A 14,575-nucleotide genomic window follows, 5' to 3' on the forward strand; every position below is an offset into this window, starting at 1 on the left:
GCGGCAAGCCCCGCTGCCAGGCGGCCGTTGGGGAGGCCAACATGGCGGCCTTGTGCTGGCAGGCGCCGAAGGGCCGGGGGATGACCGCGACTGGAGTTGACGACGGCTCGACCACCCGTCGACGAGCGATGAGTAGGTCACCGGATTGGCCGTATGCCGACCGGTGGCCGCGCTAGAGTCCACGCTTGGGGCGAAACATGCCGGGGAGAGGCGTGACCTGTGACCAATGAGTTCGGCCCGCTGTTGCGCCGGCTGCGGCACAAGGCGGGAATGACCCAGGAGGCCCTGGCGGAGCGTACCGGAGTGGACTTGCGCACCGTCCGCGAGCTGGAGTCCGGCGAGCGCGTTCGCCCCCCTAGGGTGACCACGGTGCGTCTGCTGGCCGATGCCCTTGGGCTGCCTCCCGAGAAACACGAGGAGCTTGTGGCGGCTGCCTCGGCCCGCTACGCCGAACCAGTCGCAGGACAGCATGCTCTGGTGTTGGACGAAACGCTGACCGACGTCGCCGAGCTGCTCGCGCACGAGGTGACCTCCCACTGGCGGCGCCAAGAAGAGCAGCAGCAGATCCACGATCCCTACCCACTGCCGGTGCACTGGCGGCCGGTCACGGAGCACAGCGACTCTTCGCGCGCCGTCCGCCACCTGCTCGCCGGGGATGCACTCGGGCGGCCGGACCTGAGCGAGCTATTCAACGGGTTCGAAGGCATCGTGGATGTGTACCGGCGAATCCCGGCCGGGCGGTTGGTGGTGCTGGGCCGCTCGGGTTCCGGGAAGTCGACTCTCGCCGTGCGGTTCGTCCTGGACCACCTGCAGTCGCGGCGCCATGCCGACGCAGTACCGGTGCTCTTCAGTATCGGCTCATGGGATCCGACCGCCATGACGTTCCGGGACTGGCTGACGGAGCAACTGACGCACAATCACCCGTTTCTGGCCGCTCGGGGGTCCGGCGGATCGAGCCTGGCCGCAGCTCTCGTCGAGGCCGGCTGGGTGCTCCCCGTGCTGGATGGCTTCGACGAGATCGCCGACGGTCTGCGGCGCCCCGTGTTGGAGGCGCTCAACGCCATGCCCCTGCCATTGCTGCTGACGAGCCGCCCGTCCGCGTACGCCGCTGCGGTGAGGGAAAGCGACGTGCTCGCCGACGCCGTTGTGGTGGAACTAACCGATCTCACCCTGGATGACCTGGCCCACTATCTGCCGCGCACCATGGGCGAGAAGCCCGGCGGAAACCCCGCGGTGGCGTCCTGGGGTCTCGTGCTGAACGAGTTGCGCATGCGGCCGCACAGCCGGGCCGCCGCCAACCTCCGCGCGGTGTTGACCACTCCGCTGATGGTCGCGCTCGCCCGTAACGTCTACAGCTACCTCCCCGCCCACGATCCGTCCGAGCTCCTGGATACCGAGAGATTCAGTAATTCCAAGGCCCTGGAGGCTCACCTCCTCGGCAGCTTCACTGCCGCCGTCTACGAGCGTTTCCCGGGCCGCAGGGCACACCGCCGTTACGACCCGGAACGTGCCCAGCACTGGCTCGGCTACCTCGCCCACCACATGACCCAGCTTGGCACCTCCGGCCTGGAGTGGTGGCGACTCGGTCACGGGTTGCGCCGCACCACCCGCATGCTGGTGACCGTCCTGGTGATCTGCCTGGCCGTTGGGTTTGTTGGTGGCCCCGTCGGCGTCCTCTTCGTCCCCCTCGGACTCAAGCTCGTGGACGGGCCGGTGGCTGGGCTCCTCGCCGGACTCGTATTCGGGACCCTGTACTGTTTCGTGATCGCGGTCAAGTACGAGTTGGTGGCGCCGTCCGGTGTGCGCATGAAGATTGACGGCAGAGCGAGGGAGGCGAGACAGAGAACCCTCCGTCGCGTCGCGATCGGGCTTCTGTCCGGGCTCGTCTTGGGCTTCGGCTACGGCTTCGTGACCCCGGCGCTCACCGGTGTCCTCTGGCACATCGGCCTCCCGGCCGGCTTGCGTCTCGGCCTCGGCTACGGCGTCATCTACGGGCTGGCGTTCGGGATGGGCGCAGGCGTCACCTTTGGCCTCTTGACCCTCTTCGAAACCCCGATCGACATCTGGTCCGCCGTCAATCCGGTCGGGCTGCTGCGCAGCAGCCGCCGAACGGTCGCCTTCCAACTCCTTGCCTGGGCTCCCACCTTCGGGCTGCTGGTCGGTTTGGTGGCCGGGCTGGTGGATCGGCCTCTGTCGAGGGTGCTGGGGCCGCTCGTGTGGACTCCCTCGACCGCGTTCAAGCTCGGTGTCATCAGCGGGCTCGGCGTCGCCCTCGGCTACGCGTTCAGTCTGACTGCCTGGGGCCAGTGGGTGGTCTTCGTCCGGATCTGGCTGCCGCTTACCGGTCGGCTGCCCTGGTCCGTCGTCACCTTCCTCGAGGACGCTCACCAGCGAGGCGTGTTACGCCAGGCCGGTGCGGTCTACCAATTCCGACACCCCGAACTCCAATATCACCTGTCTCGGGTCTATTCCCAGAGACACCTCGGTCAACTCCGAGATGCTCTCGCAGAACAACGTCAGGCACCTCAGAATGGGGAGGGCGTGGAGGAGAATAGGATGGTCGACGCTAGGAGGATTTCCCCTTGGGTGATTTTTTCCATCGCGGTTGCGTTCCTCTTGTTCCTTTCCTGGATAAGCATTCGCGACATACTTGAGAATCTTCAGATTCATGGCAGCCTCGGTCCCTCCGATGCGCCAGCGGTTGTCACCGCGGTCGTCTCTCTAGCTACTGCCGTCGGCGCCTTGGTGGGAGGGACGCTTACAGGACTCTCGAAATATGTGCAGGCCCGAGGGCAAGCCTATGCAGAGAAAACCCGAGCAGATGCCGACATGCTCCGCGCGCTAACCGATGCCCGTCGAGCAGTGGAAGGCTTACCTTCGCTGGAAACTCCACCGGAGGGAGGTACCCCTTCGCCCCAGCCAAACCCCTCAGAATGAGGCGAGCTCCGCAGATTTCAGGTGCACCGAAAGTCCTCGAAAGAAGCTGCCTGTGCGCCTCGCTCTCCGGCCCGCACAACCTGTTGCTCGCCGCCTGCTGCGCTCGGTCGAGGACATCGCCTCCTTCGAGTCGCAACTCTTCGAGCGCTTTACGGCGACCTGGGCGCCCAGCTCCGCGAAGCGCTCGCCGCGGGCAGCGTCCCGTACAAAGGACGCGCACCTGCTCGCCCGGCTGCTGCTGGGCCAGCAGCCTCGGCACGAAGCGGCGTCCGACCTGTCCCGTCGTACCGGTCACCAAAGCAGGCCGAGCGCGTCGGCGCCGAGCGCGGTGGCGTGGCTGAGCCAGGAGATCAAGGCCCTCGGGTTCACCGGCTGCCTGAACCTCCTGTTACCGATGGGCTCTCGCGCTGGGTCGTCGAGGTTCGCTCAGCCGATCTGCCCCAGCCGCACGCCTTCGCCCGGAGCCTGGACCGAGATCGCGACGCCGTGGACGCCGCACTCACACTTCCGCACAGCAACGGCCCCACCGAAGGTGTCAGCACCAAGACCAAGCGCATCGCGCGCCGGATGCACGGCCGAGCAGGCTGCTCCCTCCTCCGCCGCCGCATCCTCCTCGGACAGTGCCACCCTCCGTCACCACCGAATGTGGAACAGGGCCGCTCGTTTGACAGACCCACGCCTGGCGCGTGGTCGAAGCCATCCTCGGTGTCGACCAGGTCGCCGTGCCCAAGCCACTCGGGGAGGCCCGCCAGTTTCTCGAAGACCAAGCAGGGTCAGCACACCGTGGTGCGGTTCGCCGTCAGCAAGTAGCGGTTTCCGCCGGTCGCGTCATGGCGCGCGGTGGAACGCCCGGAAGCTCTCCAGGCGTTCCAGCAGCGCACGGCCCTCGTCGCGCTGGGCACCCGGGGCGACGGCCTTCAACAGGGCGCCGACGGCGACCGGGTCCGGCCCGGACGGCGCCCGGGTGAGCCGGCGCACCTCGTCAGGGGCCAGCGGGGTGCGGGTCTCGTGGCCGTTCGCCGCGCAGAGGGTGCCGGAGTCCGGGTCCGGCGCCCACAGCACAGGCGCCTGCGGGTCGCCGCGCAGCCGGTCCGCGTCACTGAGGGCGCGGGGCGCCGTGGCGGGCGGAACCGGCTCGAAGCCTCCGGCGGTCCAGCGGCGCAGGGAGAGCACGGCGACGCGGCGGCGCATCGCGACGGGGTCGGCGAAGTCGTACAGGGCCCGTGCGGCGGTGGTGAGCGCCTCGGGCAGCGTGGGAGCAAGGACGCCTCCGGTCGCGGGGCCGGGCGCGGTCAGGGGGGCGTCCGTGGTGCCCAGCAGGGTGTCCAGGCCGCCGCAGCCGGCGAGGCGGGCCGGGTCGAGGTCGGCGAGCAGGTCTTCGAGTTCGTAGCCGGTGTGGTGCTCGTCGCGGGGGATGCCGACGTTGACGCTGGTCGCTGGGGCGGCGGTGGCGCTCTCGCCGACGTGGTAGTAGTCGGCGGGCCAGTACAGCAGTTCGCCGGGGCCTACCTCGGCAGGCACGGAGGCCGCGAGGTGGCGGGCGTAGTCGGTCTTGGTCGAGACGGGTTCGTCCCACGGCCTGCGCGGCCAGAACCGCATCCGCTTGCGGCCGCGCAGGCCGAACAGGAAGGTGGCGAAGCGGTCCTTGTGGACGCCGACCGGGCTGTGCTCGTAGGTGCCGTGGAACAACGTGGTGATGGCGCCGGTCAGCGGCAGGCCGGCGGTCTGCCAAAGCGGGGCGAAGAACGCGCGCTCCCGGGACCACAGCGCGGCGTCGAAGGCGTGGAAGCCGTTGACCACCAACGCGTACCGGCGGTCGTCCAGGCGGGCGGCGAGCCGTGCGTCGTAGGCGTCGAAAGCGCCGTCCCCGCCGACGGGCAACACCCCCTGGGCTTTATCACGTTGGACGGTGTCGACCGTGAACTGCACGTTGGGCGGCACGGGTGCGTCCGCTGTGCCCGTGGCGCAGCCGCGCACGGCGGCACGGAACACCTCCGGCGCCGTGAACGGCACCGGAGCGACGGAGCGGAACAGGACCGGGCGCCGGTCCCAGTACCGCTCCATCAGGGTGCTCCAGGAGAACTCCTCCTCGACCGCCAGGATCGGTTCCTCGCTCATGCCGTGTCCGTCCTCCCGACCACGTCCACGCCGCGCAGGGTGTGCAGTTTGTTCAGCAGTGCGGCGACCTGCGCCTGGCGGCCGGGGCCGGCCTCGGCGCACAGTTCCGCGACGGTATGCGCGCCGGGTTGCCGCAGCAGGTGCAGGACGCGCTCGCCGAGCGTGCCCCGCAGGGAGAAGGCGTGGCCGTCGACGGCCCAGACCCACGCCTGCTCCTCGTCGAGCGGCATGCGCACGACGGGCGACGCGGGCCGCAGCCGGTCCTCCGGTGCGAGGGTGACGGACGCCCGGGGGGCCGGGGCGGGTTCCAGCGCGCCTGCGCTGACCCGGCGCGCCCACAGGACGCGCAGGATGCGGCCGAGCCGTTCCTCACCGGTCACCTGCCGCAAGTCCCGTGCCACCTCCCCCAGTTCGGGTATCTCAGACACACCGTCTTCCTCATCGGCGGGCGGGTACGGCAGGCAGGGGACGTGGTCGTGGCCGCGTCGTTCGTGCAGCAGGCCCGCGACGACGTCCTTGGCCGCTTCCGTCAGCAGTCGGGCATCGGCCGGGACCAGCAGCCGCAGCGCGAGGGTCCGCGAGCCGTAGCGCAGGGCGTGGGGTCGTCCCGCGGGCCAGTGCAGCAGCTCCCCGGTGCCGGCCGTGAGGGCACGGCCGTCCTGGGGGTGCTCCGGCAGCACCGTGACGCTGCCGTGCAGCACCCATACGAGGCTGGAGTGCGCGGGTTCGCGCCGCAGTCCGTCGCTGTCGGTGATCCCTTCGCCGAGGGCGAGTTCGGCGACGACCGGCAGCACGGGATGGCCGATCCGCTCCCACAGCGGTGCGACCAGGTCGCGTACCTGTGCCCACAGGACGTGGTCGAGCACAAGCGGCTGTTCCACGGCGAGCAGCCGGCCCTTCCCTCCCGTCCGGGCGTCGAGCCGCGAGGCGTACCGCTCGGCGGTGTCGTCCTGCGGGCCGGGCAGCAGATCGCCGGGCGTCCGGATCCGTCCGCCCTCGACAAGGAACCGCACGTCGGGCAGCGCGCGGAACCGGGTGCCGACCCGGAAGGGTCGTGCCGCCCGCACCATGACCGTGTACGCGCGCAGGGCGTCGACCGCGTCCGTCCCGCCGGGCGCGGGGGCGACGGCGGGCTCGCTCCCCCGGTGGCGGGCGGCCAGGTCGTCCCAGGCGGCGGTCACCGGGTCCGGGTGCGGTAGCGGCTGCGCAGGCGGCCTGCGTAGCGTGCGAGCGGTTCCATCCCCAGGTTGCGTCGCAGTTCGTCGACCCGGTCGGGCTGTTCGGTGGGACACGGCTCCAACTCTCCCTCGCGCAGGCGGAACTTGGTCCCGTACACCTGCGGGCGGCCTTGGCCGACACGCAGCGCGTCGGTGACGTAAGCCACCTGACGCCTCGGCAGGTCACCTTCCCGGGCCGCCCGCCGGATCAGCCGGAGGCACTCCTGCTGGAAGGCGATCGGGCCCTCGGCGTGCTGGACGAGTCTGCACGCGGCGGCCGCGGCGGCCGGCCCGACGAGGGCGTGACCGGGCCAGCCGTACCGGGCCACGACGTCGGCCAGCCATCCCATGCCCGCCGTGGTCAAGGCGACCAGCCGCTTCTCCGTCGCCTCGTCGGTGAAGCCGGAGGCCACCCAGCGGGCGCGCAGGACCGCGTCGACTCGGTCCATGCGTAGCAGCCGCCGCCGCACATCCGGCACCGGCTCGGGACGGGTGAACGGCTCCACGCGGATGCGGACCGTCTCCCGGTCCCAGGTGTACGTGATCCGCCGTCCCGCTTCGGCCCAGGTGAACTCGGCCTCGCCGGTGTGCCGGTCGGCGACGCGCACCCGGACGCCGTCACCCTCAAGGGTGCCTGGTCCCGCGGTGGCGAAGGCGTACTCGACCGCGTCGCGCAGTGCCACGCCCAGGCCGGCCAGGTCCCGGCCGCGCTCGTCGAGCACGGCGGCGGACGGCGGCCAGGCGGGGTCGGGATCCGCGGGGACGGTGAGGTGTGCGGCGGGGCTGGGGCAGTGGGCCGGGTCTGCCGTGCGCAGCAGTGGGCCGCCGTGCGCGCGGCGGAAGAAGTAGGGGACGTCGCCGACGTCGAGCTGGGCCGTCTCGGCCGGGCCGAAGACGGGCTCGGCGAGGGCTCCGTGGACGGCTTCGGCCGTGGCACCGGCGACCTCCTGGGGCACGGTTGCGGGGGTGCCGCCGGGCCGGTTTGGCGACGGCGCCTCGGCTCGGGTCCCGGCGCCGGTGAGGCGGTCGGCCAGGGCCTCGGTGTACGCCGCCGTCGGCTTGAGCAGCACGCGGACGTACGTGTCCGGTGCGGCCCGCTGGAGATGGGCGCGGATGCGGTCGTGATGGCGGGACATCAGCGTCCACGCGTCGAACATGCCGCGCAGGAAGGACGGCAGGTAGGGCCCCTGTCCGGTGCGCCCGTGGGTGTCGGCGACGACCGTGCGGGTGCCGCCCCGGGTGCAGGGCCGGTCCCGCCGTACGAGTCGTGGTCCACCGTCGGCGGTCTCGGTGAAGTGGGCGACGGGTCCGTCGACCGTGCACCAGCGGGGCCGGTCCTCGAAGCCCGGATGGTGATGGTCTCCGGCGGCTTCGTCGGCGATGAGCCCGGTGTCGTGCAGCCGCTGCAGCGGTGTCAGGAAGATCTCCAGGTCCACGGGGTACGGCAGGGGTTCCCGGTCCTGGGGCCGGGTGCCGACCAGGAGGTTGCCCTCGCCGAGGTCGGCGATGCCGAAACGGAACGCTGCGGCGGCGAGCGAGCCCGCCCGGTGCCAGTAGCGTTCCGCCTGGCGCCGGCCGAGGCGGGTGCCGTGCAGCCGCCGGCCGTTCCCCGAACGGATCACGCCCCACTGCGTGGGTGGTTCGAGCCACTCCTGCCAGGAGTACTCCCGTCCGTCGGGGCCGGAGCCGGGCGTGCAGCGCAGCACGGGAAGACGTACCGGACCGGACGCGCTCGGCAACGCGTTGAGCAGGGCGAACACGGAGTCGTCCGGGGGCAGGAAGAGGACTTCGCCGCCGGCCGGGCGCGGCTTGTAGGCGATGCTGCCGCCGCCCAGGCGCACCCGCAGCACTCGGCGGCGGCCGTTGTGGGTCTCCGCGCCCTGGGCCTCGATGCCGGTCACCGGCAGCCGCAGGTCGAGCTGGTCGAACCAGGGAGTGCCGGTGTCGCGGGCGAGACGTTGCAGGAAGCGGTCCAGGAAACCCGTCCAGCGGGCGCACTCCTCTTCGGCGTCGTAGGCGACGCCGGCAGCGCACGCGGTGAACGCCTCGCACACCAGCGGACCGAACAGCGCGCCGTCGGTGACGTCGAGCACTCCGGGCGCGAGAAGGGTGGCGTGCTGGGCGGCGGTGCGGCCGCACCAGGCATCGAGGGCGTCCAGCAGCGTGTCGAGCGGGGCGAAGCGGGGATCGGTGAGCGCAGCCGTCAGCAGCGCGGCATCCGGCTCACCGGCCAGGTCGCGGTCATGGGCGAGGAGGCCGTCCTCGCCGAGGCGCAGCACCGGAGGGAACAAGGGGCCGGCGGCGCCCGCCCGTACGGCGTCGATCACCCTGCGCGCGGCGGGGGTGAGCGCCGGGACGCTTCCCCGCACGGTCGGTGCGACCGCTTCCGCCTGCCACAGCACCTGGGTCATGGCGTCCTTCCCGGCGCGGTGCCGTCCCGCCTGGGGCGGAACGGCACCCCGTGTACTGTGCCACGGCCTGTCGTCGACCGCGGCTGGTGTCAGATGCAGTAGACGCGGATACAGGTGCCGGCTGCGGCTCCGGTGCGGGCCGGGATCTCCCGCTCCAGCTCGCCGATGACGAGGTCGAGCTCTTCCTCGGCGGAGGGACGGGCTTCGGTGCGGGACTGGCCCTCATGGGTGGTGTGCTGGTTCACGGTGGTCCTCCTGGATCGACAAGAGACACTCGGTGATGCCGTGACAACTCGGCCGAGCTTAGGCAGCGGAGGACGACCGAAACAGAGCTGGAACAGACGACTTCTGGCCAATTACGGACGGTGACCGACGAGTAGGGAATGGTTGAGAGAGGTGCCGTGTCCTCACTTCGACACCCCGAGGTCGAGTGCGGTGCCGGACGCGGCCGTGCGGCTGTGCGCGGTCGCCGTGGATGAGCAGGCCGACCGCGCGGCCCAACCGGCGGCTGGAGTCAACGCATAGAGCCTCCACCGATCCCGGAGCGCTTCGGTCTCCGCCATCACCGCCTCAGGTGACAGGCTGGTCAGCCGGCTGTCCCGGACGAGGCCGAGAACGAGGTTCCAGCGATGGTTCGGCCTGGCATCGGCTCTGCGAGCGCGGCCCGCCAGGGCGGCGCGCCGAAGGGGCCGGTGAAGTCTGCGTCTCGTGCACCACGTGCTGGTCAGCGAATTCCATGCTGCTCACCGAGTACGAAGGCACACCGTCGTAGGTGATCACACATTCGCTTACCCAAAGATTCGCGTGGCCGGTGATCCGCTTGACAGTGATCGGCCCGGCGAGGGGGAACGTGCGCCGCGATTCATCGAGGGCGGCCGCCCATTCCCGCTCGAAGGCCGGCACCCACTGCGCGGCGCGCGCGTCGGCGCGCAGCTGGGCGAGGAGTTCGGCCGGCGCCCCGGGCTCGGGGGCGTAGGGGGTGACGGGTGCGGGGTCGGGCTGCGCGCTCATCTGGTCCTCCCGGCGGGTCGTATCGCCACCGTACGCGCGGTGCGGGGCAGCGGGAGCGGCCATGGCTGTTTTCCCTTCGGTGCGGGCGCCGGTCGACGCGTGGGCGGGCGGGTCAGGACTGGTCCGGGGCGATGATGTGCCCGAATTCGAGGGCGTGCGGCCTGGCGCGGTAGCCGAAGGCGTTGAGGATGCTGCCGAGCGCGAGGTGCATCGTCGGTCTCGTACCGGACGACCACGTCCTCGCCTTGGCGGCCGACCTTTTTGCATGTCGAGTGCGGCCTCGCCGAGCCGGTCGCGCATGCGCCAGCTGACGTGCACATGGTCATGGAAGACCGTAACGAGCAGGCCGCCCTCAGGGTTGTCCTCATGGTCGGGTGGCACCGGCGTGAAGCCGGCGCTCTCCAGGTCGAAGCGCACCCGGGCCGCGAGGACTTCCAGTTTCTGTCACAGCCATCCCAGCTCCTTCTCCGAGTTGAGGAAACCGGGGCATTCCTTCTCCAGGCGCTGGGAGTCGGCGGCCTGACGGGTCACCGCCCGTTCTATGTCCTTCTTCGGGCCAGGGAACGGGTTGAGCCGAAGCTCAAGAGTTGTCACAAGCGGCACCGGCTGAGCTGGCGAATAGGGACGATCGAGGCAGCCTGGTTATCAGGAACGAGGCAGCCGACTTGTCATAGATGCTGATTCAGCAGTCTTTCTGATACCAGATTGGACCTGAACCCGCTCTCGCATACACAGCCACGCAGACGCCAACCCATCTGCACTGCTTCCCTCCGGTCGCCGATGAGTTTCGGTGCGCCGGACGGTCCAAGTCGGCACACCTGACAAAGGGAGAACCCGATGAGCAAGACGCGCTTGCATCCGACGACTCACATCGCCCGTCGCATGTTCGAGCTCCTGGAGCCGATCTGCCTGGTCACGTTCTTCGCGGACGAGTGCAACGAGGAACTGGCCGCACTCGGCCACCGCACCTACTGGGACGGTTACTTCGCCAGCCGCGCCGCACCACTGGGACGGGTGCCGGCCCAAGTCGTGCACGCAGCCTTCTACAACTTCGCCGACGGGGAAGCCGGACGGCACATCCCCAGCGTCTGGGAGACGATCTCGCCCGAGGCCTCCATCGCCGCGCGGGAGCGGGGCAGCGCGGCCTCCCTACGGCGCATCCTCGGCGACGAGCTGGCCGAGTCCCCGGGCTTGGCGCGCGCCGCGGACCTGACCACCAAGGCGGCGACGAGTGCCCCTACCGAAGGCCGGGTGATGTACGCCGGCATGCGCACCCTTGAGGTACCCAGTGGCCCCGTCGCCCGACTGTGGCATTCCGCGACCATGCTGCGCGAGCACCGCGGCGACGGGCACATCGCCGCTCTCGTCGGCGCGCGCATCGGCGGCACGGAGGCTCACGTGCTCTCCGCCCTGGAGCAGGGCATCCACCCTCCGGAGTCGTTCGGACGCATCCATCACCTGCCGAAGGAGCGCCTGGCCGCGGTCATGGACGGCATGCGCGAACGCGGACTCATCGACATCGACGGCCACTTCACCGACGCAGGCCGCGCGACCAAACAACGCATCGAAACCCTCACTGACGAACTCGCCACCCCGCCCTACGACGCCCTGTCCCCCGCCGAAATCGACGAACTGATCACCAACCTCGCCCCCATCACCGCGACCCTGGTGGCCACAGGCTCGCGGTGAAACGCAGCCATTGCTGAAGATCTTCATGGTCAGAAACGCCTTAGCGGGCGCAAGGGCCCACTGTCGCGTTTCCTTACCTTGTTGGCGGGTTGGTTCCGGTCCTTCGTACGATCGGGACACCCAGGGGCCTGGGTGTGGCTTTATCGCGGTCATGCCGTAGCTGTGGCTTTGACTGATTGGCCGCCCAGCGCCCCGCGACGACACGGCCACTCATGGGGATGAGCGAACCAAGATCGCTTCGTAAGGACACGTCGGCGTGGTCGTCTGCAGGGACCAGTCAGCCGGACGACAAGGGAGGCTCGGGTGCCCGAGCTCTGGGCGGGGACGGATGCCGGCAAGGCCGCGCATCACTGCACGGTGATCGACACGGACGGGACGAAGGTGCTCTCGCGCCGGGTTCCCGACCTCCTGGAGCTGGCCACGGATCGCCTGTGGACAGAGACGTGCGTCGACGTAGGTCGTGGGTGCTGCCGGCGGCGGTCCGTACGGTGGGAGGCGTGATGACGCCCTTCTCCACTCCATAGCCGGTGCCGGTGCCCATCCGGGTGCTGTTGCCCGGGGACCAGGAGGTCGTCGCCCACCTGTGGTCCCGGCGCCAGGTGCCCGACGGCTGGAGGTACGAGGTTGGCCTACCGACGCACCGCAACGGCCCTGGTGACTCGGTGGAGCCTGCCGAGTACCGGGTCTGGGTGCGTGCTCCAGAGCGCGTGCGGCCCGTGGACGGCGTCTCGTACGACGCCGTGCCCCACCGAGTACCTGGAGCCGCCCTCGCCCGTCCAGGAGGCGCTGGGCCACGGCGGCCGTCCGGCTGGGTGCTGGCGAAGGTCGGCGGCCGTGGTCCCGGCCGGCACGGTGTCGTGCACGCCGTCGACTGCGAAGAGGCGCCGGCCGGGGCGCCGGTGCTGCCGCTGGAGCGGGCGTTGGACGCAGCTGGTGAAGTCGGCCCGGGGCGCGGTTCCGGTCTTTCGACCGGCCCGTTTCCCCGGAGCCGCTTCCCGAACCGGGCATGCGACTTGGCACCGCACCCGGCTCTCCACAAGCCCCGAGGGCTTCGTGGTGGTTGTTCTCATCCCGTGGCGTCCCAGGGAGTGGGAATCGTCAGGCCCCGGTAGCGGTAGCGAGTGGTGCCTACCGTGATCGGGTTGAACAACTCCCGGGTCTCCCCGGTCCACCATGATCTGCGACCGCAGTAGCGGCTGAAGATCTTCCTCCGGCCCGTCTTGGGGTGCTTGCGCTGGACCCATCTCCAGACCGTGTGCCACATGTAGTTGCGCAGGTAGGAGAAGGTTGCGAAGGACACCCCGGGCCGGAAGTAGGCGCACCAGCCCCGCACTGCCGGGTTGATCCGGGCAAGCAGAGCGTCGAGCGGCTGGTTCGTGCCGACCTCCCGGCACAGGGTCTTGACCTTGGCCATGATGGCCCGCAGGGCCTTCTTGGCAGGGTAGGTGTAGACGTAGTGCCGGTTGGTGCCTGGTTTCCGGTGGCGCTGGATGCGCCAGCCGAGGAAGTCCAGGCCCTGCTCGATGTGGGTGATCAGAGTCTTCTCCGGCGACAGGCGCAGGCCCATCGTGGTGAGGACTTCCGCGATCTCTTCGCGTAGCGTTTCGGCGTCTGCCTTGGTGCCGTGGACCATCAGGCACCAGTCGTCCGCGTACCGGACCAGCCGGTAGTTGGGCAGACCTCGGCGTCGACGCCTCCGGCGCTCGTTGAGATCAGTTCCGGCGCCTCCCGCAGCCTGGGCGATGTGCTCGTCCAGGACCGAGAGCGCGACGTTGCTGAGCAACGGCGAGAGGATCGAGCCCTGCGGGGTGCCGGTGTCGTTGTCCCGCAGCAGACCGTCCTCGCCGAGGATGCCCGCCTTGAGGAACGCCTTCACCAGGGCCAGGACCCGTTTGTCCCCGACGCGTGCCCGCACCCGCTCCATCAGAGCGGTGTGTGAGATCTCGTCGAAGCAGGCTTTGATGTCGCCTTCCACGATCCACTCGTACTTCTTGGACGTGAGCAGACGCACCTCGGCCACCGCGTCATGAGCCCGGCGGTTCGGGCGGAACCCGTAGGAACACGGGAGGAAATCCGCCTCGAAGATCGGCTCCAGCACCAGCTTCAAGGATGCCTGCACCACCCGGTCGGTGATCGTCGCGATCCCCAGTCGGCGCAGCTTGCCGCCCGCCTTGGGGATCATCCGCTCCTGCACCGGCATGGGCTGGAAACTGCGGTCCTTGATCTGCGACCGCAGCACGTCAAGGAACTCCTCGACACCGACCCACAGCGCGATGGAAGACGCCGTGCGTCCGTCCACCCCGGCCGTGCGTGCACCCTTGTTCCCCCGCACCCGATCCCAGGCCACCAGCAGGAAGCCGGGATCGGCAACGAGATTGAACAGGTCGTCGAACCTGCGATGAGGCTCATCACGAGCCCAACGGTGCAGCTTGGTCTGGATCTTCAGTACCTGACGCTCCGCCTCATACAAGGCGCGCTCCAGCTCGTCGGTATTCACCGGCGACCCTCCCGACATTCCAGTACTTCAGCCACTGACTTGCTGGCCCCCTTCGCCCTGCGACCGGCTTTCCCGGTCTCCACGACGGGTCGTTACTCCCGCGACTACTACGGGGCCTCCGCCCCACCCACGGCCATCAGTCGGCAACGGACCTGCCCACCACCGAACCGGCTGTCCGGCAGCTCGGGCGGCCGCGGATGGTTCCCACGTTCACCACACAATCGATCGGTCAGGGAGACGCCCAGCTCTACTCCGGCAGCATCGCCACGCCTACGCCGCAGGCTTTCAACGTGGCCTCCCCACCGGAACAGGAAATCCGGCTTCGGAGTTGACCTACCCGTCCGAAGACACGCAGGTCACGCGCTGCATACCGGCCCGTATCCACCAGATTTGAGCCGGCTCGCTGCTTACGGAGCTTCAACCACTGGTTCGCTTTGGCTACACCTTCTGACCTCGCTAGACGGGCCCGCGCCGTCCGGTAGTCCCGGCACGTCCCGCCGTTGTCGGGGCTGCTTGCCACCCTCCCCGGCGTTCCCCGGGTCAGGCTGCCCCCAGCTTCACCAGGCCGCTGCGACGGCCTGGTGGAGAAGGTCTTCCACCTCCACTCGATTGCGTAGCGCCTCGTGGCGCACTCCGGTGACAGCAAACTGTGAGCGTGTGCCATCGAACCCTGAGCGACGCGAGTCTGCGTGTCG

9 protein-coding genes and 2 pseudogenes are annotated in these 14,575 nt (G+C 69.8%); 3 read left to right on the forward strand and 8 right to left on the reverse strand.

All coding sequences use genetic code 11. The features are described from left to right. The first annotated feature begins 219 nt into the window (after positions 1-219). On the forward strand, positions 220-2,937 hold the full coding sequence (locus tag IE294_RS42105) for a helix-turn-helix domain-containing protein (protein WP_189894658.1): 2,718 nt from the start codon (positions 220-222) through the stop codon (positions 2,935-2,937). Between the two features lie 150 nt (positions 2,938-3,087). On the opposite strand, the pseudogene IE294_RS48425 reads toward IE294_RS42105, so the two are convergent. Continuing rightward, positions 3,088-3,235, reverse strand: a pseudogene (locus IE294_RS48425) (SDR family oxidoreductase); the annotation flags it as partial. A 116-nt stretch (positions 3,236-3,351) separates the two neighbouring features. Here IE294_RS48425 and IE294_RS42110 point away from each other — a divergent pair. Then, a pseudogene (locus IE294_RS42110) lies at positions 3,352-3,555 on the forward strand (transposase); the annotation flags it as partial. A 210-nt stretch (positions 3,556-3,765) separates the two neighbouring features. On the opposite strand, the gene IE294_RS42115 reads toward IE294_RS42110, so the two are convergent. The 6 genes from IE294_RS42115 to IE294_RS42145 all read right to left on the reverse strand — a co-directional run bounded on the left by IE294_RS42115 (position 3,766) and on the right by IE294_RS42145 (position 10,288). Next, positions 3,766-5,055 (reverse strand): JmjC domain-containing protein, encoded by a 1,290-nt coding sequence (locus tag IE294_RS42115; RefSeq protein ID WP_189894659.1) that lies wholly within the window; start codon positions 5,053-5,055, stop codon positions 3,766-3,768. Next, positions 5,052-6,236 (reverse strand): hypothetical protein, encoded by a 1,185-nt coding sequence (locus tag IE294_RS42120; RefSeq protein WP_189894660.1) that lies wholly within the window; start codon positions 6,234-6,236, stop codon positions 5,052-5,054. Before IE294_RS42120 ends, IE294_RS42115 begins: the two co-directional genes overlap by 4 nt. Continuing rightward, positions 6,233-8,683: a DUF4135 domain-containing protein gene (locus IE294_RS42125; RefSeq protein ID WP_189894661.1), complete on the reverse strand. Its 2,451-nt coding sequence runs from the start codon at positions 8,681-8,683 to the stop codon at positions 6,233-6,235. Before IE294_RS42125 ends, IE294_RS42120 begins: the two co-directional genes overlap by 4 nt. Before the next feature lie 89 nt (positions 8,684-8,772). Further along, a complete protein-coding gene (locus IE294_RS42130; RefSeq protein WP_189894662.1) occupies positions 8,773-8,928 on the reverse strand; it encodes a hypothetical protein in 156 nt (51 codons plus the stop codon). 325 nt (positions 8,929-9,253) lie between these two features. Further along, entirely contained in the window at positions 9,254-9,694 is a 441-nt protein-coding gene (locus IE294_RS48430) for a DUF6247 family protein (protein ID WP_229917945.1), read from the reverse strand. 444 nt (positions 9,695-10,138) lie between these two features. Next, on the reverse strand, positions 10,139-10,288 hold the full coding sequence (locus tag IE294_RS42145) for a hypothetical protein (protein WP_189894663.1): 150 nt from the start codon (positions 10,286-10,288) through the stop codon (positions 10,139-10,141). Positions 10,289-10,531: 243 nt separating this feature from the next. On the opposite strand from IE294_RS42145, the gene IE294_RS42150 reads away from it, so the two are divergent. Beyond that, positions 10,532-11,383 carry an SCO6745 family protein gene (locus tag IE294_RS42150; RefSeq protein ID WP_229917947.1) on the forward strand — a complete coding sequence of 284 codons (852 nt, stop codon included), beginning with the start codon at positions 10,532-10,534 and terminating at the stop codon, positions 11,381-11,383. Between the two features lie 1,066 nt (positions 11,384-12,449). On the opposite strand, the gene ltrA is transcribed toward IE294_RS42150, so the two are convergent. After that, positions 12,450-13,880 carry a group II intron reverse transcriptase/maturase gene (gene ltrA / locus IE294_RS42155; RefSeq protein WP_189894664.1) on the reverse strand — a complete coding sequence of 477 codons (1,431 nt, stop codon included), beginning with the start codon at positions 13,878-13,880 and terminating at the stop codon, positions 12,450-12,452. Positions 13,881-14,575: the final 695 nt, after the last annotated feature.

Origin of the sequence: Streptomyces canarius, assembly GCF_014650735.1 — a bacterium.
Lineage (GTDB): Bacteria > Actinomycetota > Actinomycetes > Streptomycetales > Streptomycetaceae > Streptomyces > Streptomyces olivaceoviridis.

Coding starts and splice junctions, on each gene's coding strand:
- IE294_RS42115 (WP_189894659.1), bottom strand. CDS start 5,055: ATGAGCGAGGAACCGATCCTGGCGGTCGAGGAGGAGTTCTCCTGGAGC.
- IE294_RS42125 (WP_189894661.1), bottom strand. CDS start 8,683: ATGACCCAGGTGCTGTGGCAGGCGGAAGCGGTCGCACCGACCGTGCGG.
- IE294_RS48430 (WP_229917945.1), bottom strand. CDS start 9,694: ATGAGCGCGCAGCCCGACCCCGCACCCGTCACCCCCTACGCCCCCGAG.
- IE294_RS42150 (WP_229917947.1), top strand. CDS start 10,532: ATGAGCAAGACGCGCTTGCATCCGACGACTCACATCGCCCGTCGCATG.